The sequence below is a fragment of the Burkholderia sp. Leaf177 genome (genome assembly GCF_001424345.1).
In the GTDB taxonomy this organism is placed as follows: domain Bacteria; phylum Pseudomonadota; class Gammaproteobacteria; order Burkholderiales; family Burkholderiaceae; genus Caballeronia.
Genome location: NZ_LMPF01000023.1, coordinates 192214 through 216614 on the forward strand (window position 1 = coordinate 192214; position 24401 = coordinate 216614).

The window sequence follows — 24401 nt, forward strand, 5'->3', positions numbered from 1 at the left end:
AATACGATCAAGGCCCTGATTTCCACCAGCCCGGACCACTATTCATGGCTTCGTTTTCCCCATCCGCCTGCCTTCCCGATGATCTCGACCGTGCCGTGCTGATCGGCCGCGTCTGGCGTCCTGCGCCCGTCAATGGACCGTCCGTGGTCTGCGTTCGCGGCGGACAGGTTATCGACATCACGTATATTGCGCCGACGACAGCCGACCTGTTCGAACGCGCCGATGCACTCGATATTGTTCTAAATGCCGACGGTGAATCGCTGGGTTCGGTCGAAGACCTCGTGCGCGCGAGCTTCGATCCGCAATCAACCGGCGTCAAATTGCTCGCCCCGTGCGACGTGCAGGCCGTCAAGGCCTGCGGCGTGACGTTCGCGGTCAGTCTGCTCGAACGCGTGATCGAAGAACAGGCAGGCGGCGACGCAAGCAAAGCGAAGGAAGTGCGCGAGACCATCAACACCTTGATCGGCGCGGATCTTTCGAAAATCGTGCCGGGCTCGGAAAGCGCGGAGAAGCTGAAGGCGGAACTCGAGCGCCGCGGTGCGTGGTCGCAATACATGGAAGTCGGCATCGGTCCGGACGCCGAGGTGTTCTCCAAATCGCAGCCGATGTCTTCCGTTGGGCTCGGCGCGGATATCGGGCTGTATCGGACATCGGTATGGAACAATCCCGAGCCTGAAATCGTGCTGGCCGTGAACAGCGCGGGAACGATCGTTGGTGCGACGCTCGGCAACGACGTGAATTTGCGGGACATCGAAGGGCGTAGCGCGCTGTTGCTCGGCAAGGCGAAGGACAACAACGGATCGTGTGCAATAGGCCCGTTCATTCGCCTTTTCGATGAAAAATTCACACTCGATTCAGTGCGCCAGGCGAGCGTGTCATTAAGAATCGAGGGCGCCGATGACGGCTTTACGCTCGACGGCATCAGCCATATGAGCGAGATCAGCCGCGATCCGGCCGATCTCGTGGAGCAGACGATCGGTGCGCATCATCAGTATCCGGACGGCCTGATGTTATTCCTCGGCACCATGTTCTCGCCGATCAAGGATCGCGACACGCCGGGCGGCGGTTTCACACATCACATGGGCGATACCGTCACAATTTCGGCGCCCGCACTCGGCGCGTTGGTGAACACGGTGCGCCGGTCGGAGGAGATTACGCCGTGGACATTCGGCGTCCGCGCGCTGTACGCAAATCTGGCGAAGCGAGGCATTTCGCCCAGCCAGGGTTAAAACGCGCTGAAAAGGCTGCGCCTTATTCCTTGGGGCGCGGATTTTTATCGATAGTCGATGGCAGCGCGGCTTCGGTCGATGTCTGGAGACGTGGGCTGTTCGCCGAATCTCCAACGCTCGAGGTTGCGCCTTCCGTCTCTGACTTACGGTAACCATTGCCTTCTACAGGTGTCGTTCGGCGTTTGACCTCGTCGACCTCTTCCGCTGGTTTGTCGGTTCTCCCATCGTGCTCGCGCAACGGAGCGTCAGGCGTGCGCACGCCTTGGTGAGCGTCGCCGCCAGTCGCTGCTCCGCCAGGCCCAGGCAGGTTGCCAATCGAACCGCCGCCGCTCGCGCCCGATCCGCTATCGCCAAGCGGCTTGCCACTATTCTTCTCGCGTTCTGTCTGGGCCATGATGAAATCCTGTTCACTGTCGATATTCAATATGAACAGCAACTCACATTCCACTACTTACTGAATATCGCCGGAAGCGCTACGCTTGGTCTCTGATTTTCGATTTCTCTTAGAACATGCCAGTTTACGATTACGAATGCACCGAATGCGGCCATTTCGAAACTGCACGGCGGATCGCCGAACGTAACGACGCAACGGATTGTCCCAACTGCGGGTCGACCGCACATCGCGTGGTCGTGGGTGCGCCGTCGTTATCTGGCGAAGCGGCTGAACCCAGCGGGCGATATGGAATGTGGCACGTCGGCGGATGTGCGTGCTGCAAGTGACGAAATTTTGCTTCGTCGGACGCGCTTAGAACCGGCGCGGGTTCATCGTCAGGACACGCGAAGCGGCTGCGGATTGAATGGCGAGCGAGGCATCGGCTGTCCATCGACGAACGCTATCGCGCAACGAACTGCAAACGCGTAAGCGCAGTCACGGTTTGCAAAGGCGCCCAAGTCTCCAAGCGATGTGGCTTCGCCGTCTTCTTCAAGCAGCGACACACGCGCAACGAATGTGTGCCCACGCTTGATCACCGAAGGTTGAATCGCAGCTCCACGATGGTAGAAAATCATCGAACGCTCCTGCAATCAAAGCGACCACGCTTATTACGGTTTTTATGCGGCAACGCTTCCGTGATTCACTAAGCTAATAACTAAAAACGAGCGAATAAATACCGCATTTACCTTTTTTATTTTGCAATCTTTGAAAGCACTTTGTGTCCATTTCTGTTGCCCACATCCTGCGGTTTCCGTACATGCCAGAATGTTTGCTTGAATGGGACACCACGCGTTATTACTGACTGGCGTAAAGAACACGCGCACGACCAGGCGCGCTGAAGCATCGCAGCAGCGAGAGGCAGGCTAAAGCCAAGTGTGAGGATGAATGGTGGGCCGGGTGGGATTCGAACCCACTATCGGTCGATTATGAGTCGACAGCTTATACCAATTAAGCTTCCGGCCCTTTGTGCAGCTGCGGGCGAACATACGTTGCCGCAATGACGAAGTGCGTTCGCAGCCAAGATTGCGAAGGTCTGCGAGTTTGCCTTGAAACGGGCTATAAAACAAGCGCGGCGGTCCAAAATCGGGCCGCCGCGCTCAGGTGCTACGTCCACGCCGCTACGATCAATTCCCTTCCAGGAAAGACTTCAGCTTGTCCGAACGGCTTGGGTGACGAAGCTTGCGCAACGCCTTCGCCTCGATCTGGCGAATCCGTTCGCGCGTCACGTCGAACTGCTTGCCGACTTCCTCGAGCGTATGGTCCGTACTCATCTCGATACCAAAACGCATGCGCAATACCTTCGCTTCACGCGGCGTCAACGAATCAAGCACGTCTTTGACCACGTCACGCATGCTGGCATGCAGCGCGGCGTCGGCGGGCGCGACCGTATTCGTATCTTCGATAAAGTCGCCCAGATGCGAATCGTCGTCGTCGCCGATCGGCGTTTCCATGGAGATCGGTTCCTTCGCGATCTTCATAATTTTGCGGATCTTGTCTTCCGGCATTTCCATCTTTTCGGCGAGCGTTGCCGGATCCGGCTCAAGACCGGTCTCCTGCAGGATCTGCCGCGAAATACGGTTCATCTTGTTGATCGTTTCGATCATGTGAACCGGAATCCGGATGGTGCGCGCCTGGTCGGCAATCGAACGCGTGATGGCCTGGCGGATCCACCACGTGGCATACGTGGAAAACTTGTAACCACGGCGATATTCAAACTTGTCCACCGCCTTCATCAAGCCAATATTGCCTTCCTGAATCAGGTCGAGGAACTGCAGACCGCGGTTCGTGTATTTCTTTGCAATCGAAATCACGAGACGCAAGTTTGCTTCCGTCATTTCGCGTTTTGCCTGACGCGCCTTCAGTTCGCCGGCCGCCATTTGACGGTTCGTTTCCTTCAAGTCCTTGAGCGGCAACACAACACGCGCCTGCAAGTCCAGCAAACGTTGCTGCTGCTCGCGAATCGCCGGAACGTTACGCGCGAGGATCACGCTGTATCCGTGATTTTCGGCAACGACCTTCTCCGACCACTCGAGGTCCGTTTCGCTGCCCGGGAAACGCGCGATGAACTCGGCACGCGGCATGCCGCATTTATCGACGACAGTATGCAGGATTTGACGTTCCACCTGACGCACTTCGTCCACTTGCGCGCGCAGCGTGTCGCACAGGCGCTCGACAGTCCGGGCGGTAAAGCGGATGGTCATCAGCTCGCTCTGAATGGCTTCCTGCGCCTTCAGGTAAGCCTTCGACTTGTAGCCTTCCTTCTCGTACGCGCGTCGCATCTTGTCGAACCACTCGCTGATCAGCGAGAACTTTTCGAGCGATGCACGCTTGAGCGCTTCCAGCTGCGCAGCATTTGCGTTGGCCTGCGCGGTGGTTTCGTCGACTTCCTCCTCGTCCTCGCTGCTTTCGTCGGCTTCCTCTTCGTCCTCGCTTTCAATGGCTTCCGCTTCCTGCTCGGAGAAACCATCGGCATCGGCGGCATTCGGATCGATCAAACCATCCACCAGCTCATCAACGCGCGTTTCTTCGTTCTGCACGCGTTCGGCCATGGCGAGGATATCCGCGATGGTCGTCGGGCATGCCGAAATGGCCATCACCATATGCTTGAGGCCATCTTCGATACGCTTCGCGATCTCGATTTCGCCTTCGCGCGTCAGCAGTTCGACCGTTCCCATTTCGCGCATGTACATACGCACGGGATCGGTCGTGCGGCCGAATTCGGAATCGACGGTGGACAGCGCGACTTCGGCTTCCTCCTCGACTTCGTCATCCGACGATGCCGCCGGCGCATTGTCGTTGAGCAGCAGCGTTTCGGCGTCCGGCGCCTGTTCGTAGACGGCCACGCCCATGTCGTTGAACGTGCTGATGATCCCTTCGATAGCTTCCGTTTCCGTGAAGTTATCGGGCAGATGATCGTTGATTTCCGCGTAGGTCAGGAAGCCGCGTTCCTTGCCGAGCTTGATCAGCGCGCGCAGCTTTGCGCGACGCTCTTCGAGCTCTTCAACGGTACCGGGCGCGCTTGACGCGAACGCGTCCTTCAGCAGCGCTTTTTCCTTGGCGCGCCGGTCGCGCGCCTTGACCTTTTCGACCTTGACCGGAGGCGCGGCTACGGCTTCCGCTGCGGGCACCGCAGGATCGGCCTGGACGTTTTGCGCGTTTTGCGTTGCGTCGTCATCGACGGGTACTTCGTTCAGCTTTTTCGTCATGGAGTTCGCCGTACCGGCATTAGTCTCGACTCGCGGCTGCTGGACGACAGCCGATGGAACCGTGGATACTGAATGTGTGCGCGCTGCCTCGTCCTGCGTCGACACGACCTTCCGGGCATTACGCCGTCCGGGGTCCTGTGCCGGACCTCGCTTCACGACGCGCATGCGAGTCTGCTTCGACTCCTGCTTCGTGACGCGTTTCCGGCCCGCATTAGCAGCCGCTTCCGTTGCACTCGCTTGCTTGCCGGCCGAACTTCCGGCCTTCTCCGCTTCGCCCGCCGCACTTGTCTGGCCAGAAATGCTGCCGGCCCGGCTTGTCGACTGACCCAGCGTCTTTTTGCCTGGCGGCCTGACGGCTTGCGCCGCCCGGGCCTGTCCCGCACTCACTGCCGATGCAACCGAGCTTTGCTTCTTGGTACTCAAAGCAGACGATCTGGAAGGTGACTGAACGGCTGTCGCGCGATTTCTGGACGCTCCGGAGGAAGGAACTGACCGGCTTTGGGCCACTGCCCGTTTCGACTCGTTCGAGCCGCGTGCCGTCGTTTTCTTCCCGCTAGCAGTCTTAACCATGCGTGCCTCACCTCATTTCGCAAATGAGCACAAAAGTCAAAAAAACAACTTGCTGAAAACCTTTAATTGTAGCATGCGTGATTTATATGTCCCGACTCACCCCGCGTGCAGCCTTGATTTGAGCAGCTTTAACCGACAAATCCGAAAATTCGGCAATTTCTTCCGCCGTCAGGCTTGCCTGCTGCGCCAGCTGGTCCAGCCGGGTTCGGTAACTGTCTTGCCGAAGCTTGACAACCGTTGCCTGCAATTCTTCCGCCAGCAACTTCTTTTGCTCCTGAACCCGTTCATTGGCGGTTTCATCGGCTGGGTCGCGCATCAGCAAGTCCCGTACATTTTCATCATAGGCGAGAATTTCCTGGAAGATATCCTCGTAAGTCGGGGCGTTCGCGGCGTTGCGCAACAGATCGGACAACATTTGAAACTCCGCTGTCTCGCCCAGTTCCCGCGCGTGGCCGATCACCTCGCTGAATAACTCGCCATGTTCGGTCATGGTCACGAGCGACTGCTCGCTTTCGTGATCCAGTGTTGAATAGATGGATGGATACATCACCAGATTGCGCAGCGCCCGTTGCTCATGCCCTTTCACGCGACGCCGCTCGCTCTTGGGCAACGCGGCCCGCGCGACCGCTGCAGCGCGTGAATCGATATCACACAATGCCGCAATTTCACCGAACGGCGTATTCAGCCGATCGGCCAACATGTGCAGGATCTGCACGCGCAAAGCATTGGCCGGCAGCGCCTGTAACAGCGGTTTGGCATCGAAAAGCGCCTTCGCGCGGCCTTCCGGCTGATCAAGTTCCTTGTCGTTCAGGATTTCGTTGAGCAGGAACTGCGAGAGCGGCATGGCGCGATCGACCTGTTCTCCGAAACCGTCCGTGCCGAACTCACGCACGTAGCTGTCCGGGTCGTGCTCCTTTGGCAGGAACAGGAAGCGGATGGTGCGGTTATCCGCGGCGTGCGGCAAACAGGCTTCGAGCGCCCGGCGCGCGGCGCGGCGGCCGGCAGAATCGCCATCGAAGCTGAATACGACCGTTTCAGTCTGGCGAAACAGCTTTTGGACGTGGACCGGCGTACAGGCCGTGCCGAGCGTAGCCACCGCGTTCGCAAAACCAAGCTGGGCGAGCGCAACGACGTCCATATACCCTTCGACGACCAGCGCGTAGCCGAGTTCACGAATGGCCAGACGTGCTTCGAAAAGCCCGTACAGCTCGCTTCCCTTGCTAAAAAGCGGCGTTTCCGGTGAGTTCAGATACTTGGGTTCGCCGCCATCCAGCACGCGCCCGCCAAAGCCGATCACATTCCCCTTCACGTTGCGGATTGGGAACATCACGCGTTCGCGAAAGCGGTCGTATCGGCGGGATTGGCCCTGGTTGTCGCTTTTTTCGCTGACGATGATCAGACCGGCTTCGACCAAGTTGTCGTTTTTATAGTCAGGAAACGCGCTTTCCAGGTTCTGCCAGCCGTCCGGCGCGTAGCCCAGCCCAAACCGCAGCGCGATTTCGCCAGTGAGACCGCGTTTTTTCAGATATTCGATAGCGTTAGGCGCACCGCGCAATTGCTTCTTGTAGAAGTCGGACGCGGTTTGCATGATCTCCGTCAACGCGACGCTTACGGCCTTGCTCGGCGCGGGCGAATATCCTTCGCCGGAACCGCCCGCGAGCCGCGAAGGTTCTTGCGGAACCGTCAAGCCGACCGACTGGGCGAGTTCCTGAACGGCTTCCGGGAAGGTGAGCGCCGTGTGCTCCATGAGGAAGCTGATTGCCGTGCCGTGCGCGCCGCAGCCGAAGCAGTGATAAAACTGCTTGGTCGGGCTGACCGTGAACGACGGGCTCTTTTCATTGTGAAACGGGCACAAACCCATGAAATTCGCGCCGCCCTTCTTCAACTGGACGAACCTGCCCACCACGTCGACGATATCGACGCGGTTCAGCAAGTCCTGAAGAAACGAATGCGGAATCACTAATTAGGTCTTTGCTAGGTCTTTATAAGAAGCTTATTTGGCGAGCGCCGCTTTTACCAGGCCGGATACCGCCGTCATGTCGGCACGTCCGGCGAGTTTCGGCTTCAGCACGCCCATCACCTTGCCCATGTCCTGCGGACCCGCCGCGCCCGTTGCCGCCACGGCCGCCTGGATCTCGGCGTTGATGTCGTCGGCTGATAACTGTTCCGGCATATAGGCGGATAAAACCGACAATTCGGCTTGTTCCTTCGCAACCAGGTCGTCGCGCGCAGCCGTCTGGAACTGGCTGATGGAGTCCTTGCGCTGCTTGATCATCTTGTCGATAACCGCCGTGATCGCCGCGTCGTCCAGCGTGACGCGTTCGTCGACTTCACGCTGCTTGATCGCCGCGAGCAACAGCCGGATGGTTCCGAGGCGCTCGGTTTCGCGGGCGCGCATCGCGGTTTTCATGTCGTCGGTGATCTGGTCTTTAAGGCTCATTGCTTGGGAACTCTGCTAATGCTGGGTTAAAAATATTCTGCCATTCACGGCTCAATGCAAAAACCCGCTTGGGACGTTTCCTCAAGCGGGATCATGAACAGGGTGTTTCGAATGCGTGTGAAGCTGGCCAGCGATGAACCGGCAAACGCTTGCCAGCGTGTTCTCGGAAGGGATCGAATTGTCTTTCATGGATCACCGCCCCCGTTTGCACTCTGTTTGAGTTGCGCCGATTGTCGTTAAATTGTCGCTACGAACGAAGCAGTATAGCAGGTCGAAAACAGGTTTTCTCAGCCGAAAGCTCCGTTCCGCCACGCCTGATTTCGTCGCCAAAACCTATGCTGGCCGTGGGTTTTCGGCTTTACCCCGCAACCATCCCGGCCGCCGCCCTTCCCGCTGCCACGCCGGACGCCCACGCCCACTGGAAGTTGTATCCGCCGAGCCAGCCGGTAACATCGACGGCCTCGCCGATGAAATACAAACCCGCGACGCGCGCGCTCATCATGGTCGCCGACGAAAGCTCGCGCGTGTCCACGCCGCCGCGCGTGACTTCGGCTTTCCGGTAGCCTTCCGTGCCGTTCGGCGTCAGCGTCCAGCGCGACAGGGATTCGCCGATCTGGCGCAGGGTTTTATCGGCGAGATCGGCGAGACGCGAATCCGCGCGCACGCGCTGGACGTCCAGCCAGGTTTGCGCCAAGCGCGTCGGGACACGTTCCGCGAGAAACGTTCCGACCTGCTTGCGCGATTCGCGTTTGGCGGCGATCAGTTCGTCCGTGGCGTTCACGCCCGGAAGCAGATCGATGGAAATAGGCTCGGCAGGATTCCAGTAGCTGGAAATCTGCAATACGCCAGGCCCCGATAATCCGCGATGAGTAAGCAGCAGATCTTCCGAGAATTCGGTCCGCTGGCGCCCGGTGCCGGCGCTCAGCTCCACGGGAACGGATAGCCCGGATAACGCCGAGAACGGCTCCCAGTCGGCCGGCGCAAAGGTCAATGGCACGAGAGCGGGACGGGTATCGATAAGTTTATGACCAAACTGCTTGGCCACCCGATACGCAAAATCCGTGGCGCCGATTTTCGGGATCGACAGACCGCCCGTGGCTACGACGAGCGCCGCACACGACATTGCGCCTGCGGTCGTTGCAAGCGTAAAGCGGGCGCCGTCGTGACTGATCGAATCGATGCCGACCGGTCGCCGCCATGTCACGACGCCAGCATCGCATTCGCTTTTCAGAACGTGAATGATCGATTCGCTGGAATCGTCGCAAAAAAGCTGGCCTTTATGCTTTTCATGCCACGCCACGCGATGCCGCTTGAGCAGCGCCAGAAAATCCTGCGGGGTATATCGGGCGAGTGCGGAGCGGCAAAAATGCGGATTTGCCGATAAAAAATTGGCCGGCCCCGCGTTGATATTCGTGAAATTGCAACGTCCGCCGCCCGAAATGCGGATCTTTTCGGCGAGCCGTTCGGCGTGATCGATCAGCACCACGCGACGGCCGCCCTGCGCGGCCACGGCGGCGCACATCATGCCGGCGGCGCCCGCGCCGACGACGGCGATATCGTAAGTTTCCATGGCGCGCATTGTAGCGTTTTGACTGTCACCGGCGGTGGCCTTGCCTGGGTCGAAATTCCCGCCGCTGGTATACTGGTTCGTTACCCAGCAACCCCCGAGACGTCCTCCGCCATGCTCGTTCTAGGCATAGAAAGCTCCTGCGATGAAACCGGTCTCGCTCTCTACGACACAGAGCGCGGCCTGCTTTCGCACGCACTGCATTCGCAAATCGCCATGCATCGGGAATACGGCGGCGTCGTGCCCGAACTGGCGTCGCGCGACCATATCCGGCGCGCGTTGCCGCTACTCGAACAGGTGATGGCGGAGGCCAAAACGTCGCCTGCGGATATCGATGCCATCGCGTTCACGCAAGGCCCCGGCCTCGCCGGCGCGCTGCTGGTCGGCGCGAGCGTGGCAAACGCATTGGCCATGGCGTGGGACCTGCCAACCGTAGGCATTCATCATCTGGAAGGGCATTTGCTGTCGCCGCTGCTGGTGAGCGAGCCGCCGCCTTTTCCGTTCGTGGCGTTGCTGGTATCGGGCGGACACACGCAATTGATGCGCGTCACCGACGTCGGCGAATATGAGACGCTCGGCGAGACGCTCGACGACGCCGCCGGCGAAGCCTTCGATAAAACCGCCAAACTCCTCGGCCTCGGCTACCCGGGCGGCCCCGAAGTCTCGCGCCTGGCGGAATTCGGCACGTCGGGCGCAGTCAAGCTGCCGCGCCCGATGCTGCATTCCGGCGACCTCGATTTCAGCTTCAGCGGGTTGAAGACCGCGGTGCTGACGCACAGCCGCAAACTTGGCGCGAACATCTGCGAACAATCGAAGGCCGATCTGGCGCGCGGTTTCGTCGATGCCGCCGTCGATGTGCTGACGACCAAGTCCATCGCGGCGTTGAAGCAGACTGGCCTAAAGCGGCTGGTGGTGGCGGGCGGCGTGGGAGCGAACCGGCAGTTGCGCGATGCGCTGTCGGCGGCCGCGAAAAAGCGGCGCTTCGAAGTGCACTACCCTGACTTGTCACTGTGTACCGATAACGGCGCAATGATCGCGCTCGCCGGCGCTCTGAGGCTCGCGCGCTGGCCCGATCAAGCCGTGCGCGACTACGCGTTCACGGTGAAGCCGCGCTGGGACTTGACGTCTCTGGCGGCTGCGTAGTTCCTAGCCGGATCAGGCGATCCGCTTGTCACGTTCGATCACGGCGTACGCGCTGTGATTGTGTATGGACTCGAAATTCTCCGCTTCCAGCACATACGCCATGATCCGATGGTCGGCGTTCAGGCGCGTGGCGACATCGCGTACGAGATCTTCGACGAATTTGGGATTTTCATATGCGCGCTCGGTCACGAACTTTTCGTCGGGGCGCTTGAGCAATCCCCACAACTCGCACGACGCCTCTTCTTCCGCCATCCGGATCAAATCTTCGATAGCCAGATCGCCCGCGAATTCGGCGCTGATGGTCACGTGCGAACGCTGGTTGTGCGCGCCGTATTGCGAGATCTGCTTCGAGCACGGGCACAAGCTGGTCACCGGCACGAGCACCTTCAGCGACGTCCGTGTTTCGCCCGCGCGAATTTCGCCCGTCAGGGTGACCTCGTAATCCATCAGACTCTGCACGCCCGAAACCGGCGCGGTCTTCATGACGAAGTACGGAAACGACACTTCGATGCGGCCCGAATGCGCCTCGAGTTTCTGCAGCATCGCGGCGAGCATGGCGCTAAAAGAAGCTTGGTCGAGCGGCGCGCGATGTTCTTCGAGCAACGCGACAAAGCGAGACATGTGCGTGCCTTTCTGATCGGCGGGAAGGTGCACGTCGAGATTCCAGAGGCCCACACCGGGCTGCAATTCTCCAGTCGATGTCCGCACGGTCAGCGGATATCGGACCGCTTTTACGCCCACGCGCTGGATTGGGATTTGCCGCGTATCGAGTGAGCTCTGGACATCGGGCATCGCAAAGGCGGGATTCATCTGATTCATCGTATTTCCTTGTCCGTCGCGCGAATTGTGATGTTTGTCACGCGAGGATCATGCCGGGATGCAAACGGCGGACGTCACCGACGCCCGCCGTCTCAAACCATCCGCTCAAATCAAGCGACGCGTTTGGTCAGCTTGCCTGCGTTGTGCGCGACATCGTTCTGGACATCGTGCGACACGGCGTCTTTCAGAAAGCGCTCGCGAATCGACTTGGCGATACCGGCGCCGTCCAGTCCGCATGACGCCAGCAGCTTGACCGGATCGCCATGATCGATAAACACGTCCGGCAAGCCAAGCTGCAAAACCGGCTTGATGACCGAGCTGGCCAGGAGGCTTTCAACGCAAGCCGAACCCGCGCCGCCCATGATCGCGCCTTCTTCGACGGTCACGAGCGCGTCGTGCGTGGCGGCCAGTTCGCGCAGCAAGTCGGCATCGATAGGCTTCACGAACCGCATGTTGGCGACCGTTGCGTCCAGTTCCTCGGCCGCGGCCAGGGCGGGCGCAACCATGGTGCCGAACGCGAGGATTGCGATGCGCGATCCGGAACCGGCTTTTTGCGTCGATTCACGGCGGACTTCACCCTTGCCGAGCGGGAACGCCGTCATCTTCTTGACGGTTTTCACACCCGTTCCCGCGCCGCGCGGATAACGCACGGCAGTGGGATTCGGCTGCTGCAATGCCGTGTACAGCATCTGGCGGCATTCGTTTTCATCGGACGCAGCCATCACGGTCATGTTCGGGATGCAGCGCAGGAACGCCAGATCGTAGTTCCCCGCGTGCGTTGCGCCATCCGCGCCGACCAGACCCGCACGGTCGATGGCAAACACCACCGGCAGGTTTTGCAGCGCGACGTCGTGGATCAGCTGGTCGTAGGCACGCTGGAGGAACGTGGAGTAGATCGCGACGACCGGGCGCATGCCGTCCGCGGCTAGACCGCCCGCGAAAGTCACGGCGTGCTGCTCGGCAATGCCGACATCGAAATAACGATCCGGGAAGCGTTTCTCGAACTCGACCATGCCGGAGCCTTCGCGCATGGCCGGCGTGATGCCTACGACGCGCGAATCCTGCTCGGCCGCGTCGCATAACCATTCGCCGAAAACTTGCGTGTACGTTTTCTTCGATGGCACCGTCGACGGCTTGATCCCTTCTGCCGGATTGAACTTGCCGGGACCGTGGTACAGGACCGGATCGGCTTCAGCCAGCTTGTAGCCCTGGCCCTTCTTTGTCACGACGTGCAGGAACTGCGGCCCGCGCAATTCCTTGATGTTCTGCAGCGTCGGAATCAGCGATTCGAGATCGTGACCATCGATAGGTCCGATGTAATTGAAGCCGAACTCTTCGAACAACGTGGCCGGCACGATCATGCCCTTCGCGTGTTCCTCGAGCTTGCGGGCGAGATCCAGCATGGGCGGCGCAACGCGCAGAACACGCTCCACGCCGGCGCGCGCTGCCGCGTAGAAACGACCCGACATCAGCCGCGCCAGATGGCGATTCAGCGCGCCGACGGGCGGCGAGATCGACATGTCGTTGTCGTTCAGGATCACGAGCAGCGGCACGTCGTCGGCAACGCCAGCGTTGTTCATGGCTTCGAAGGCCATGCCGGCGGTCATGGCGCCGTCGCCGATCACCGCGATGGAATAGCGGTTGTCGCCCTGCAACTTGCTCGCGATCGCCATGCCAAGCGCCGCCGAAATGGACGTGCTGGAGTGCGCTGTGCCGAAGGTGTCGTATTTCGATTCGCTACGGCGCGGGAAGCCGGAGATCCCGCCCGCCTGACGCAGCGATTTCATCTGGTCGCGCCGGCCCGTCAGGATCTTGTGCGGATAAGTCTGGTGGCCGACGTCCCAGACGATGCGATCGTTCGGGGTATCGAAGACGTAATGGAGCGCGATCGTCAGTTCGACCGTTCCGAGATTCGACGACAAATGCCCGCCCGTCTGCGACACGCTGTCGAGCACGTAAGCACGCAGCTCTTCGGCCAGCGGTTTTAGTTCGTGGCGGTCCAGCGCTCGCAATGCGGCTGGATCGTCGATGGTTTTCAGCAAGTCGTACATCGTCGTCCCATTTAGGAAAACTGGCGAAACCGTTCAGGTTGCAAGCATCTTGCACGCCCGCCGGTTTCGCGTTTTATCGTATGTTTCAGTTCACCCGGTTCACAACCAGGTCGGCCAGTTCGCCCAGTCGGGCGGCCCGCGGGCCAAACGGCGCTAGTGCAGCATGGGCGTCGCGGCCCAGTTGAGCTGCCAGTTCGCGCGATGCATCGAGTCCGATGATCGACACGTACGTTGGTTTGTCGTCCTTTGCGTCCTTGCCCGCCGTCTTGCCAAGCGTGGCGGAGTCCGCGGTGACGTCCAGAATGTCATCCACGACCTGGAATGCAAGGCCAACTGCAGCCGAATACGCGTCTAGCGCGCTCATGGCGGCAGCATCCGGCGCTTCGCCACAGAGTGCACCCATTCGCACGGCTGCGCGCAACAAAGCGCCGGTTTTCTTCCGGTGCATGGTTTCAAGTTGCGGGCGCGAAAGCTTGCGGCCGACACTTTCCAGGTCGATAGCCTGGCCACCCGCCATGCCAACCGAACCGCTTGCAAGCGCCAGTTCCCGCGTGAGCGCGGCCTGCTGGACGGCGCTCAAGCCGTTATTGTCCGCTGTCAGCGCGACGAACGCCTGGGACTGCAGCGCGTCCCCAACGAGGAGTGCCGTCGCTTCGTCATATTGCACGTGTACCGTTGGTTTTCCGCGACGCAGAGCGTCGTCGTCCATGGCAGGCATGTCGTCATGAACCAGCGAATACACGTGGATCATCTCGAGCGCCGCGCTCGCGGCATCGAGCGCAGGCGCAGGCGCACCCGTCAGTTCGCCGGCGGCGTGGCACAAGAGCGGGCGCACCCGCTTGCCGCCGCCGAGCACGGCGTAACGCATGGCTTCATGCAGCTTCGCGGGCGCGATGTCCGTGCCCGGCAGGTAATGCTCCAGCGCCGTTTCAACGCGATCGAGGCTCGCGTGCATCCATTGGTCAAAGGTCATAAGTCGTCCCCGTTATCTGCCGATGTGCCTGCGCCCTGGGTCGCGCGCTGCAGGTCGGCGGGTAGCGGTTTTAGTGTGTCGCCATCGAGCACGCGAACCTGCTGCTCGACCTTTTCTAGTTGTTGCTGGCAAAAGCCGACGAGCGCAGCGCCACGGCGATACGCGGCAAGCGACTCTTCGAGGCTCAGCGTGCCGCCTTCCATACGTGCTACAAGCCCTTCCAGCTCGGCTAGCGCCGATTCGTAGTTCTCTGGAAGCGGTGCGTTGTCCGCACTCGCCGAGCCTTCCTGCATTGCGGTTTTCGCCATGAATCGTGGGTGTGATGTCTGTTTTCGGGAAACAAGTCGGACATTCTACGGCAAAAGCGGCTTTTCCGGCCTCCACCATGCGCTCACCCGCGCCTATGGCGCGTCCCAGACTTTCATCGCTCATCTCAAAAAATCTCGAAACTCCCGCAAATGCCCGGAACTCTGCGCCGGGATTTGACCCAAAACAAGTCCTCGGGCGCCCCATTGAAAGGGTTTTCGTTATAATTCGCGGTCTCCCTAAATCGAATTTTCGATGGTTGGGTTGTTCACTGCTTTCACGTCTTCACGGGAGTGGGAATGTCCAATCTGAGCAATGCATTGCAACTGAACGCAATCCACAGCCAGTTGCCAGTCACGGCTTACTTTGACGAAGCGCTTCTCAAGCGCGAAATCGACACGCTTTTCAAGCACGGTCCACGCTATATCGGCCACGAACTCATGGTGCCCGACGCGGGAAATTATTTTGCTTTGCCCGGCGAGGGCGAAGGGCGTCTGCTCGTCCGCAACAAACAGGACGAAATCGAACTGCTGTCCAATGTCTGCCGGCATCGCCAGGCCATCATGCTGAATGGACGCGGCACGGCGGAGAACATCGTGTGTCCGTTGCACCGGTGGACGTACGATCTCGACGGCCAGTTGCTCGGCGCGCCGCATTTCGCCGATAAACCTTGCCTGAACCTCGGCAAATCGCCTCTGCAGAACTGGCAAGGCCTGCTATTCGAAGCGAGCGGACGCAATGTTGCGGCCGATCTCGCCCGACTTGGGCCGGCCAAACATTTCGACTTTTCGGGCTTCATGTTTGATCACGTCGAAGTGCACGAATGCAATTACAACTGGAAGAGTTTTATCGAGGTGTATCTCGAGGACTATCACGTCGCGCCGTTCCATCCGGGCCTGGGAAGTTTTGTTTCCTGCGACGACCTGACCTGGGAATTCGGCGACTGGTATAGCGTGCAGACAGTTGGCGTGCACAAGAATCTGGAGAAGCCGGGCAGTCCCACGTACCGTAAATGGCACGACGAGGTGCTCCGTTTCCGCGACGGCAAGATGCCGGAGTTTGGCGCGATCTGGATGGTGTACTACCCGGGCATCATGATCGAGTGGTATCCGCACGTGCTCGTGGTGTCGTGGCTGATTCCGCAAGGGCCGCAGAAGACTACGAACATCGTCGAGTTTTATTATCCTGAAGAAATCGCGTTGTTCGAGCGTGAGTTTATTGAAGCTGAGCGGGCGGCGTATCTGGAAACCGCGCGCGAGGACGATGAAATCGCCGAACGCATGGACGCAGGACGGCGCGCACTGATGAATCGGGGCGAGTCGCAAGTCGGCCCGTATCAAAGCCCGATGGAATCAGGCATGCAGCATTTTCATGAGTTCTTGCGCCAGCAACTGGGCGAGATTTGAAGATGCAAGTTGTGACCGTTGAACGAAGAATGCCCATCGATTGATGGGCATTTTTTTGCCGCGGTTAGAACAGCGCGGTCTGCAGCGGCGCACGATGTTCATGAACCTTCAAGATGCGGAAATCCGTTTTAAGCGCACCATCGGCAATGGTTTGTATGTGTTGAAGATCCACAACCAGCACGTCACCCTTTCCAAAGCGTTCGCCTGCATTGACTTTCGCAAGGAAATCGCCATCGTCCATCGACGTAAAAAACGCTGACTGGCCGTCGTTCACGCGCCACTTGTTCTGATCCTTGAATGTTACAGACTCGATCTGGAGCAGCTTTCGACCGGTAAAGTCGGAGACCACCTCTTCCCGCGTGTCGGCAAACGCAAACGCTGGCAACTCTTCCTGGTCAATGTCCAGATCGATGTCGTTGCCGCGGACCACTCCGAAGCTCGTTATGCCCTCGCGTTCGAGCGGCGACAACATCTGCTGCAAAAATACTCTCACTGCCCGCGTTTTATAGAGCCGCAGCACCGGTCCCGATACCTCGATGACTTCGGTTTCCGTCATCCAGACAGTGCAAGACTCGCCGTCGACCTCGACGTGCTTGGGCCGACGACCTCGCAGCTTTCGTAGAAAACCAATCAGACCGCCGCCGCCGACGAGTCCCACTACAGCAAGAATCGCCGACGCATTGGAGACAGCCGTCGCGGTGGAGCTTGCAAACATGTCGCGCAACTGCGCAACTAACGCTTGCATGAAGATCAGCTCGATCTCGAACGACCCCGATTTGAAATTTCCTTTGACCTCGACGCGAACCTCCGCAGACGTTCCGTTCAACTCCGTATTAGCCGCGGAGAATAGATCGGCTATTGCGATCAGCGCTGGTGCGAGATCGCGAACGTTCATCCGATGCTCATCGAGCGCCGGGCCGTCGTACACAACGTGGAATTGTTCGTGGTTGCTCATTGGACCGGAGTTTATAACGGGCAAGGCGGGGAGGCCGTATGATTTTGTCGCCATGCGCAATCCTTGGATTTCGGCCGATAAGGCAGCGGGAAGTGCAACGCTGCGTGACCAACCATACTGGCGACACGCTGCACTTCATGACACGCGAAACGTCCTAATTCAGGGTCGATTTTTACTAATACCAGTTGAGAATTAAGGCATCGCGCGAGGTCGGGCGAGAGACACCGTTCTTCCGCCATTCGCGACAATGAATGGCGATAAGCACAACAGTCGCGCGTTTTTTGTTTAGACTTGAATTTCACTTTTCGCCGCGCGCGATATGCCATTCAAAGCATTCATAAGCTAAAGCGCCGCGTTGCCTCAGGAGTCGTCATGCCCCACACCCACTACACCACGCTTATTTCCGCGGCCAACCTCGTCGAGCGGATTGCCGCTGCGCCTGGCAGCGTGTTTATGGTCGATTGCCGCTTCGACCTGGCCGCGCCCGAAGCCGGCGAAGCCGCTTATGCCGCAGGACATATCCCGGGCGCGCATTATTTGAATCTCGATCGCGACTTGTCCGGCGCCAAGACCGGAAAGAACGGCCGTCACCCGTTGCCGGAGCGTGCAGCGTTCGTCGCCAGGCTCAAGAAAACTGGCTTGAACGAAGGCCAGCAAGTCGTCGCTTATGACGCTCAAGGCGGCATGTACGCGTCGCGTCTCTGGTGGCTGTTGCGCTGGCTCGGCCACGATTCCGTCGCGCTGCTCGACGGCGGTCTGCAAGCGTGGCAGGCGGCCGGGCAACCGCTGGATTCTGCAACGCCGTCCGCTTCGACGGGAACGTTCAAGGCGGCCGCACCGCTGTCGGTGACTATCGATGCAGATAGCCTGCTGCGCAATATCGATACACACGAGCGCGTGGTGATCGATGCTCGCGCGGCCGACCGGTATCGCGGAGAAAACGAGACGCTCGATGCCGTCGGCGGTCATATTCCCGGCGCGTTGAACCGGTTTTTCAAAGACAACCTGACCGTCGATGGCCGCTTCAAGACGGCGCACGAATTGCGCGAGACGTTCGGCGCGCTCATCGGCGCAATGCAGCCGGATCGCGTGGTGTTGCAATGCGGATCGGGCGTAACGGCATGCCATAACGCGCTGGCGATGGAAATCGCCGGCTTTCACGGCGCGGCGTTGTATCCGGGATCGTGGAGCGAATGGAGTTCGGACGCGTCGCGGCCCGTGGCGACCGGCGCGACAGCATAAAAACTAGCCGTGCCGAGGCGTGGGCTACGAAGTTACTTGACCCCGTGGTCCTTGAACCACGCAACCGCGCGCTTCCAGCCATCTTCGGCATCGGCTTTGCGATAACTCGGCCGGTAATCGGCGAAAAACGCGTGCGGCGCGTCGTCGTAGACAACGAATTGCGAGCCGCGCGCGACCTGTGGCCCAGTCGCGATCGCCTCTTTCATTTGCGCGAGCGTGTCCTGCGGAATGCTTTGATCGAGCTTGCCGTATAACCCCAAAACCGGCGCCTTCAAATTGGCAGCAAGGTCGAGCGGATTCGCGGGATTGTTCGCGGTTTTCGCGCCGACAACGCGTCCGTACCACGCGACCGCCGCCTTGATCCGCGGATTGCGCTCGGCATAAAGCCACGTGATCCGGCCGCCCCAGCAGAAACCCGTGATTCCGAGCCGGTTCAGGTCGCCGCCATGCTCGCCCGCCCATGCCACGGTCGAATCGATATCCGATAAAACCTGATCGTCCGGCACCTTGGAGACAAGCTGGTCGTTGAGTTGCTGCATCGACGGATATTTGGATGCGTCGCCTTCACGCACGTAGAGATCGGGCGCGACCGCCAGATAACCGAGCTTGGCGAAGCGGCGGCAGACATCGGCGATATGTTCGTGAACGCCGAAGATTTCGTGAATCACGATAATCACCGGCAAGTGCGTCTTGCCTTTCGGCTGCGCGCGATAAGCCGGCACGAGCGTGCCGTCCGCGGCCTTGAATCCGACGGGGCCGGCTTCGAGACCGTCGCTGTCGGTGATGATGGTTTGCGCCGAAACCGGCAAGACGCAGGCGGCAAAACCGCTGCCGACGGCCGCCTTGATGAACGTGCGTCGGTTGAATGGAACATGCGGAACGAGGCTGTCGATTTCAGGCGTAAGCATGCAGAGCTCCAGCGGCGTGAGGCCGCAAGAGGATGGCCGGCGGCGAGCAGTAAGCAAGCAGTAACGCGCCGGTCCATCCAGAACGGGTACGCCCCGATGTCCGGTCAAGCGCCGGACATCGAGGCACGGCAAGGACTTCGACTACGACCGCGCCTTGAACGAACCGCTTCCAAAGCGTGCCGCTCATTCTAAACAGCTTTATGCTGCATGCTCAGTTCGGCTTCAGGCTGGTCAAATCAATCGATGAATCAGTGCAGCTTGACGCGCGGCGCGGTGGAACGCCGCAACCAGTGCGCAATGGTGTCCAGCGCCATGCGCGCCCAGCCATGCAACGCGGCAATGTGCATGCGGTAAAGCGACTGGTACATGAACCGCGCGAAGAGTCCTTCTATCAGCATGTTCCCGCCAATCAACCCGCCCATCAGGCTGCCGACCGCGCTGAAGTGTCCGAGCGACACGAGCGACCCGAAATCGCGATACGTGTATTCCGGCAACGGCTTGTCTTCCAGCCTGCGTTCCATCGATCGCAGCAAAAAGCTGGCTTGCTGATGCGCGGCTTGCGCACGCGGCGGCACGGTGCGCCCTTCTTTCTCGCCGCCCGGCCAAGCGCACGCCGCGCAATCGCCGATGGCGAACACGTTGTCGTCGATCTCAGTTTGCAGCGTACGGCGCACGATGAGCTGACCGAGACGATTGATCGGAAGTCCATCGAGTTGGGACAACACAGCCGGCGCGCGAATCCCGGCGGCCCACACCGTCAGATCCGCCGCGACGGTCTTGCCGCTCGCCGTGCGGATTGAATCGCGCGACACTTCGGCCACTGTCTCGCCGGTCATCAGCTTGACGCCGAGTTTGCCCAGCAATTCGGCGGTCGCCGTGGACACGCGTTCAGGCAGCGCGGGCAGAATCCGCGGTCCTGCTTCAATCAACACAATGCCGATATCGTTTTTTGGGTCGAGTTTGTGCAGCCCGTACGCGTGCAAAACTTGCGCCGTATTGCGCAATTCCGCCGATAACTCCACGCCCGTCGCACCGCCGCCAACAATCGCGACCTGGATGCGCGGTTCCCTGGTGGCGGCGTCGGCGGGATTCAGCGTCGCCGGATCGGGCGCCCTATATTCCGCGCGAATACACGCCGCGATCAACCGTTTGCGGAACAACTCGGCCTGATCGACGGTATCGAGCGCGAGCGAATTTTCCTGCGCGCCCTGCACGCCGAAAAACGCCGTCGTGCTGCCAATAGCCACAATCAACGTGTCGTATTCCAGATCGCGTTGCGGTAACAGTTCGCCGGCTTCGTCGTCGAGAAGCGGACCGAGCGTCACCTTCTTCGCCGTGCGGTCGATGCCCAGCAAATCGCCCTGCTGGAACTCGAATCCGTGCCAGCGCGCCTGCGCCGCATACGGCAATTCCTGCGAGAACGGATCGAGGCTGCCCGCCGCGACTTCATGCAGCAAGGGCTTCCAGATATGCGTGGATTTCCGGTCGACAAGCGTCACTTGCGCACGCGCCGTGCGCTTGCCGTCGGCGCTGCCGAATTTGTCGCCCAGACGCGTAGCGAGTTCAAGCCCGCCCGCCCCGCCGCCGACGATTATGAAGCGATGCATTCAACCTCCGTTGTGACGCAACCAAAACCTGCTCAGTGCGCTTCTTCCCAGTTGTTGCCCACGCCGACTTCGGCGACGAGCGGAACCTTCAGCTGCGCGACGCCGCACATGAGTTCCGGCAGGCGCTTGCGCACTTCCGGCAGCTCGGCTTCGGGCACTTCGAGCACGAGTTCATCGTGGACTTGCATGATCATCTTGGTGTTTATCTTCGATGCTTCCAGCCAGTCCTGCACCGCGATCATGGAAAGCTTGATCAGGTCGGCAGCCGTGCCTTGCATGGGCGCGTTGATTGCCGCGCGCTCGGCGCCCTGCCGGCGCGGACCGCTGCCGCCGTTGATCTCGGGCAACCACAAACGCCGCCCGAACACCGTCTCCACGAAACCGTCGCGCTTCGCCTTGACGCGCGTTTCGTCCATGTAGTTGGCGACGCCCGGATAGCGCTGGAAATATTTATCGATATAAAGCTTCGCTGCATCGCGCGAAATGCCGATATTCGATGCCAGTCCAAACGCGCTCATGCCATAGATCAGGCCGAAGTTGATGACCTTCGCGATGCGCCGCTGATCGTTCGACACCTCGATCGGCGTCACGCCGAAAATCTCGGACGCCGTTGCGCGATGCACGTCCTCGCCCTCGGCGAACGAACGCATCAGCGACGGATCGCCGGAAATATGCGCCATGATCCGCAACTCGATCTGCGAATAATCCGCCGAGACAATCTTGCTTCCCGGCGGCGCAATGAACGCCTCGCGAATGCGCCGGCCTTCGGCGGTTCTCACCGGAATGTTCTGCAAGTTCGGTTCATTCGACGACAAGCGCCCCGTCACCGCAACGGCCTGCGCGTAGTTCGTATGCACGCGGCCGGTCTTCGCGTTGACCATGCGCGGCAACTTGTCCGTGTACGTCGATTTCAACTTCGACAAACCGCGATGCTCGAGCAGGATCTTCGGCAACGGATAGTCTTCGGCGAGCTTTTGCAGCACTTCTTCGTCGGTGGAAGGCGCGCCACTCGGCGTTTTCTTGACCACCGGCAACTGCAATTTCTCGAAGAAGATCTGCCCGATCTGCTTCGGCGATCCAAGGTTAAATTCGCCGCCCGCGAGCATGTACGCCTCGGCTTCGAGCTGGATCAGACGCGTCGCGATCTGGCCGCTTTGCACGCGCAGCAATTCGCCGTCGATCAGCACGCCATTGCGCTCCATCTTGCGCAACACGCGTGAAGTCGGCATCTCGATATCGCGATACACCTTCAGCAATTGCGCTTCGTCGGCGAGTTGCGGATACAGCGCCTGATGCAAACGCAATGTGATGTCGGCGTCTTCGGCGGCGTAGGGCGCGGCCTGATCCAGCGCGACTTCGTCGAAGCCGATCTGCGACGCGCCCTTGCCCGCGACCTCTTCGTATTTGATGGTCTTCGCGCCCAAATGCCGCAGCGCGAGGTTGTCCATGTCGTGCGGCCTGTGCGATTCGATCACATACGATTGCAACAGCGTGTCGTGCTCGACGCCATTCAGTTCGATGCCGTAATTCGCAAGCACTTGTTCATCGTATTTGAGATGCTGTCCGACCTTCTTCTTCGATGAATCCTCGAGCCACGCCTTCAATTTTTGCAGCACTTCGTCGCGGGGCAATTGCACCGGCGTATCCGGCCCGCGATGCGCGACCGGAATATAGGCCGCGCGTCCCGGCTCGACCGATATCGACAAACCCACGAGTTGCGCGAGCATGGGATCGAGCGCGGTTGTTTCGGTATCGAAGGAAGTCAGTTCAGCGGCGTCGATGCGCGCGAGCCATTCATCGAACTGCTCCCACGTCTGCACTGTTTCGTAGTGCCGTTCCATTTCGGTGGCGGCCGCGGGCGGCGTGTCCACGGGACCTTCCACGGCGTCGGCAATTTCGACTTCGCGCAACCACGTCTTGAAGCCGTGACGCGTAAAGAGATCGCGCAATTCGTCGCGCGCTTCGGGCCGCGAAGGCAGCGTTTCCTCGATCGATGCGATCTGCGCCGCCAAATCGCATTCCGTATGTACGGTAACGAGCTTTCTGGCCATGGGCAGGAAGTCCAGAGCCTTGCGTAGATTGTCTCCCACCGCACCTTTGATTTCGCCGGCATGTGCCACGATGCCATCAAGGGAATCGTATTGTGTGAGCCACTTCAGCGCCGTCTTCGGCCCGCACTTCTCGACGCCCGGTACGTTATCGACCGTATCGCCGATGAGCGAGAGATAGTCGACGATCCGCTCCGGCGGCACGCCGAACTTATTCAGCACCCCGGCGCGATCGAGCGTCTCGTTCGACATCGTATTGATGAGGGTGACATGATCCGTCACAAGCTGCGCCAGATCCTTGTCGCCCGTCGACACGATTACCTTCATGCCGCGCTTTTCGGCGGCGACTGCAAGCGTACCGATGACGTCGTCGGCCTCCACGCCTTCGATCATCACGAGCGGCCAGCCGAGCGCCCGAACGGTCTCGTGGATGGGTTCTATTTGCTTCGAGAGATCATCCGGCATGGATGGCCGGTTTGCCTTGTAATCCGCGTACCAGTCGTCGCGAAATGTCTTGCCCTTGGCGTCGAATACGCACGCGCTATACTCTGCATTGATGTCCTTCCGCAGGCGCCGCAGCATGTTGATCATTCCGTACAACGCGCCTGTTGGTCCGCCATCCGGCCCGCGCAGATCCGGCATGGCGTGGTAGGCCCGATACAGATAGCTGGATCCGTCGACCAATAGCAGGGTCTTACCTTCAAGATTAAGTTCTTCAGGCATTATGAACAAAAGAAAAGTGATTCCGAGTCTGCGATCGCTCGCAGATCAAGAGCGCGCGACGGCCAAGAAGGCTCGCGCATCGTGGCAGATGTTCACGATTATGGCAGAGTTTATCGAGGCGACCGAGTACCTCTCCGAGATCCGACCTGCCATCAGCATCTATGGTTCGGCGCGCCTGAAACCCGAGTCGCCGTACTACAAGCTCACCATTGAAATCGCGCAGAAATTCTCCGACGCGGGCTTCGCCGTGATCTCTGGCGGCGGTCCCGGCATCATGGAAGCCGCGAACAAGGGCGCGCATGCGGGCAAGTCGCCTTCGGTGGGATTGAACATCGAGTTGCCGCATGAGCAGTCGGGCAACCAGTGGCAGGATATCTCGCTGCGTTTCCGCCATTTCTTCACGCGCAAGGTCACGTTCGTGAAGAATTCGGACGCTGTGGTGGTCATGCCGGGCGGCTTCGGCACACTCGACGAAATGGCTGAAGTGCTGACGCTGATCCAGACGAAGAAATCGCGGCATGTTCCCATCGTGCTGGTGGGCGCCGAGTTCTGGGAAGGTCTGCTCCTGTGGTTCCGCAATACGCTGGTTCCCACCGGCGTGATCAGCGAGAAAGACCTGGATCTGATGCAGGTTATCGACGATCCGGATCAGGTGCTCGAAGCGGTGCTGCAGTTCTACGAAGATCGCGAAACGGCGGAAGAACAGCCGGCCGAAGGCAAGTCCGACGAAGACAGGATGTTCTATCTTTGATAGCTCGGGCGATTGAAAAGCGGC

General features: G+C 59.8%; 20 protein-coding genes and 1 tRNA gene. 6 read left to right on the forward strand and 15 right to left on the reverse strand.

Annotated features, from left to right (window positions below):
- Positions 1–44 precede the first annotated feature (44 nt).
- Positions 45–1229: a fumarylacetoacetate hydrolase family protein gene (locus ASG35_RS21955; RefSeq protein ID WP_056362628.1), complete on the forward strand. Its 1185-nt coding sequence runs from the start codon at positions 45–47 to the stop codon at positions 1227–1229.
- Between the two features lie 22 nt (positions 1230–1251).
- Here the strand turns inward: ASG35_RS21955 and ASG35_RS21960 are convergent, their stop codons facing one another.
- Positions 1252–1623, reverse strand: coding sequence for a hypothetical protein (locus tag ASG35_RS21960; RefSeq protein ID WP_156393315.1), 372 nt, complete (start codon positions 1621–1623; stop codon positions 1252–1254).
- A gap of 116 nt (positions 1624–1739) precedes the next feature.
- On the opposite strand from ASG35_RS21960, the gene ASG35_RS21965 reads away from it, so the two are divergent.
- On the forward strand, positions 1740–1949 hold the full coding sequence (locus ASG35_RS21965; RefSeq protein ID WP_056362633.1) for an FmdB family zinc ribbon protein: 210 nt from the start codon (positions 1740–1742) through the stop codon (positions 1947–1949).
- Between the two features lie 48 nt (positions 1950–1997).
- Here the strand turns inward: ASG35_RS21965 and ASG35_RS21970 are convergent, their stop codons facing one another.
- From ASG35_RS21970 to ASG35_RS21995, 6 genes are all read right to left on the reverse strand, one after another.
- Positions 1998–2237 carry a hypothetical protein gene (locus ASG35_RS21970; protein WP_056362636.1) on the reverse strand — a complete coding sequence of 80 codons (240 nt, stop codon included), beginning with the start codon at positions 2235–2237 and terminating at the stop codon, positions 1998–2000.
- A gap of 311 nt (positions 2238–2548) precedes the next feature.
- A tRNA-Ile gene (locus ASG35_RS21975) sits at positions 2549–2625 on the reverse strand.
- Positions 2626–2786: 161 nt separating this feature from the next.
- A complete protein-coding gene (gene rpoD, locus ASG35_RS21980; RefSeq protein WP_156393335.1) occupies positions 2787–5033 on the reverse strand; it encodes an RNA polymerase sigma factor RpoD in 2247 nt (748 codons plus the stop codon).
- Positions 5034–5520: 487 nt separating this feature from the next.
- Positions 5521–7398, reverse strand: coding sequence for a DNA primase (gene dnaG / locus ASG35_RS21985; protein WP_056362639.1), 1878 nt, complete (start codon positions 7396–7398; stop codon positions 5521–5523).
- Positions 7399–7431: 33 nt separating this feature from the next.
- On the reverse strand, positions 7432–7878 hold the full coding sequence (locus ASG35_RS21990; protein WP_056362642.1) for a GatB/YqeY domain-containing protein: 447 nt from the start codon (positions 7876–7878) through the stop codon (positions 7432–7434).
- Between the two features lie 358 nt (positions 7879–8236).
- Positions 8237–9448 (reverse strand): NAD(P)/FAD-dependent oxidoreductase, encoded by a 1212-nt coding sequence (locus tag ASG35_RS21995; RefSeq protein WP_056363750.1) that lies wholly within the window; start codon positions 9446–9448, stop codon positions 8237–8239.
- A 111-nt stretch (positions 9449–9559) separates the two neighbouring features.
- On the opposite strand from ASG35_RS21995, the gene tsaD reads away from it, so the two are divergent.
- Entirely contained in the window at positions 9560–10588 is a 1029-nt protein-coding gene (gene tsaD, locus ASG35_RS22000; RefSeq protein ID WP_056362645.1) for a tRNA (adenosine(37)-N6)-threonylcarbamoyltransferase complex transferase subunit TsaD, read from the forward strand.
- Between the two features lie 12 nt (positions 10589–10600).
- On the opposite strand, the gene folE2 is transcribed toward tsaD, so the two are convergent.
- The 4 genes from folE2 to ASG35_RS22020 all read right to left on the reverse strand — a co-directional run bounded on the left by folE2 (position 10601) and on the right by ASG35_RS22020 (position 14739).
- Positions 10601–11407, reverse strand: coding sequence for a GTP cyclohydrolase FolE2 (gene folE2, locus ASG35_RS22005; protein WP_056362647.1), 807 nt, complete (start codon positions 11405–11407; stop codon positions 10601–10603).
- Positions 11408–11517: 110 nt separating this feature from the next.
- Complete coding sequence (gene dxs, locus ASG35_RS22010; RefSeq protein WP_056362654.1) at positions 11518–13458, reverse strand: 1-deoxy-D-xylulose-5-phosphate synthase; 1941 nt, start codon at positions 13456–13458, stop codon at positions 11518–11520.
- Between the two features lie 85 nt (positions 13459–13543).
- Positions 13544–14431, reverse strand: a complete 888-nt coding sequence (locus ASG35_RS22015; protein ID WP_056362657.1) for a polyprenyl synthetase family protein — start codon at positions 14429–14431, stop codon at positions 13544–13546.
- The gene (locus ASG35_RS22020) at positions 14428–14739 is read right to left on the reverse strand and encodes an exodeoxyribonuclease VII small subunit (protein ID WP_056362659.1); all 312 of its coding nucleotides are present in this window, start codon (positions 14737–14739) and stop codon (positions 14428–14430) included. The genes ASG35_RS22015 and ASG35_RS22020 overlap by 4 nt, the downstream gene beginning before the upstream one ends.
- A gap of 297 nt (positions 14740–15036) precedes the next feature.
- Here ASG35_RS22020 and ASG35_RS22025 point away from each other — a divergent pair, with 297 nt between their 5' ends.
- Entirely contained in the window at positions 15037–16143 is a 1107-nt protein-coding gene (locus ASG35_RS22025; RefSeq protein WP_056362661.1) for an aromatic ring-hydroxylating oxygenase subunit alpha, read from the forward strand.
- Between the two features lie 64 nt (positions 16144–16207).
- On the opposite strand, the gene ASG35_RS22030 is transcribed toward ASG35_RS22025, so the two are convergent.
- A complete protein-coding gene (locus tag ASG35_RS22030) occupies positions 16208–17152 on the reverse strand; it encodes a hypothetical protein (protein ID WP_056362665.1) in 945 nt (314 codons plus the stop codon).
- Positions 17153–17470: 318 nt separating this feature from the next.
- Here ASG35_RS22030 and ASG35_RS22035 point away from each other — a divergent pair, with 318 nt between their 5' ends.
- Positions 17471–18340 (forward strand): sulfurtransferase, encoded by an 870-nt coding sequence (locus ASG35_RS22035; protein ID WP_056362668.1) that lies wholly within the window; start codon positions 17471–17473, stop codon positions 18338–18340.
- 32 nt (positions 18341–18372) lie between these two features.
- On the opposite strand, the gene ASG35_RS22040 is transcribed toward ASG35_RS22035, so the two are convergent.
- From ASG35_RS22040 to polA, 3 genes are all read right to left on the reverse strand, one after another.
- Positions 18373–19248: a dienelactone hydrolase family protein gene (locus ASG35_RS22040; RefSeq protein ID WP_056362671.1), complete on the reverse strand. Its 876-nt coding sequence runs from the start codon at positions 19246–19248 to the stop codon at positions 18373–18375.
- Positions 19249–19496: 248 nt separating this feature from the next.
- Positions 19497–20855: an NAD(P)/FAD-dependent oxidoreductase gene (locus tag ASG35_RS22045; RefSeq protein WP_056362675.1), complete on the reverse strand. Its 1359-nt coding sequence runs from the start codon at positions 20853–20855 to the stop codon at positions 19497–19499.
- Positions 20856–20887: 32 nt separating this feature from the next.
- Complete coding sequence (polA, locus tag ASG35_RS22050; RefSeq protein ID WP_056362678.1) at positions 20888–23626, reverse strand: DNA polymerase I; 2739 nt, start codon at positions 23624–23626, stop codon at positions 20888–20890.
- 1 nt (position 23627) lies between these two features.
- Here polA and ASG35_RS22055 point away from each other — a divergent pair, with 1 nt between their 5' ends.
- Positions 23628–24377 carry a TIGR00730 family Rossman fold protein gene (locus tag ASG35_RS22055; RefSeq protein ID WP_056362681.1) on the forward strand — a complete coding sequence of 250 codons (750 nt, stop codon included), beginning with the start codon at positions 23628–23630 and terminating at the stop codon, positions 24375–24377.
- Positions 24378–24401: the final 24 nt, after the last annotated feature.

Excerpts from the sequence above, each read along its gene's own strand:
- ASG35_RS22055 (WP_056362681.1), top strand. The coding sequence starts at position 23,628 with ATGAACAAAAGAAAAGTGATTCCGAGTCTGCGATCGCTCGCAGATCAA.
- ASG35_RS21955 (WP_056362628.1), top strand. The coding sequence starts at position 45 with ATGGCTTCGTTTTCCCCATCCGCCTGCCTTCCCGATGATCTCGACCGT.
- ASG35_RS21990 (WP_056362642.1), bottom strand. The coding sequence starts at position 7,878 with ATGAGCCTTAAAGACCAGATCACCGACGACATGAAAACCGCGATGCGC.
- ASG35_RS21960 (WP_156393315.1), bottom strand. The coding sequence starts at position 1,623 with ATGGCCCAGACAGAACGCGAGAAGAATAGTGGCAAGCCGCTTGGCGAT.
- ASG35_RS21965 (WP_056362633.1), top strand. The coding sequence starts at position 1,740 with ATGCCAGTTTACGATTACGAATGCACCGAATGCGGCCATTTCGAAACT.
- ASG35_RS22015 (WP_056362657.1), bottom strand. The coding sequence starts at position 14,431 with ATGACCTTTGACCAATGGATGCACGCGAGCCTCGATCGCGTTGAAACG.
- ASG35_RS22040 (WP_056362671.1), bottom strand. The coding sequence starts at position 19,248 with ATGCTTACGCCTGAAATCGACAGCCTCGTTCCGCATGTTCCATTCAAC.
- ASG35_RS22030 (WP_056362665.1), bottom strand. The coding sequence starts at position 17,152 with ATGGCGACAAAATCATACGGCCTCCCCGCCTTGCCCGTTATAAACTCC.
- polA (WP_056362678.1), bottom strand. The coding sequence starts at position 23,626 with ATGCCTGAAGAACTTAATCTTGAAGGTAAGACCCTGCTATTGGTCGAC.
- folE2 (WP_056362647.1), bottom strand. The coding sequence starts at position 11,407 with ATGAATCAGATGAATCCCGCCTTTGCGATGCCCGATGTCCAGAGCTCA.
- tsaD (WP_056362645.1), top strand. The coding sequence starts at position 9,560 with ATGCTCGTTCTAGGCATAGAAAGCTCCTGCGATGAAACCGGTCTCGCT.
- dxs (WP_056362654.1), bottom strand. The coding sequence starts at position 13,458 with ATGTACGACTTGCTGAAAACCATCGACGATCCAGCCGCATTGCGAGCG.
- ASG35_RS22035 (WP_056362668.1), top strand. The coding sequence starts at position 17,471 with ATGCCCCACACCCACTACACCACGCTTATTTCCGCGGCCAACCTCGTC.
- ASG35_RS22045 (WP_056362675.1), bottom strand. The coding sequence starts at position 20,855 with ATGCATCGCTTCATAATCGTCGGCGGCGGGGCGGGCGGGCTTGAACTC.
- rpoD (WP_156393335.1), bottom strand. The coding sequence starts at position 5,033 with ATGCGCGTCGTGAAGCGAGGTCCGGCACAGGACCCCGGACGGCGTAAT.
- ASG35_RS21970 (WP_056362636.1), bottom strand. The coding sequence starts at position 2,237 with ATGATTTTCTACCATCGTGGAGCTGCGATTCAACCTTCGGTGATCAAG.
- ASG35_RS21995 (WP_056363750.1), bottom strand. The coding sequence starts at position 9,448 with ATGGAAACTTACGATATCGCCGTCGTCGGCGCGGGCGCCGCCGGCATG.
- ASG35_RS22025 (WP_056362661.1), top strand. The coding sequence starts at position 15,037 with ATGTCCAATCTGAGCAATGCATTGCAACTGAACGCAATCCACAGCCAG.
- ASG35_RS22020 (WP_056362659.1), bottom strand. The coding sequence starts at position 14,739 with ATGGCGAAAACCGCAATGCAGGAAGGCTCGGCGAGTGCGGACAACGCA.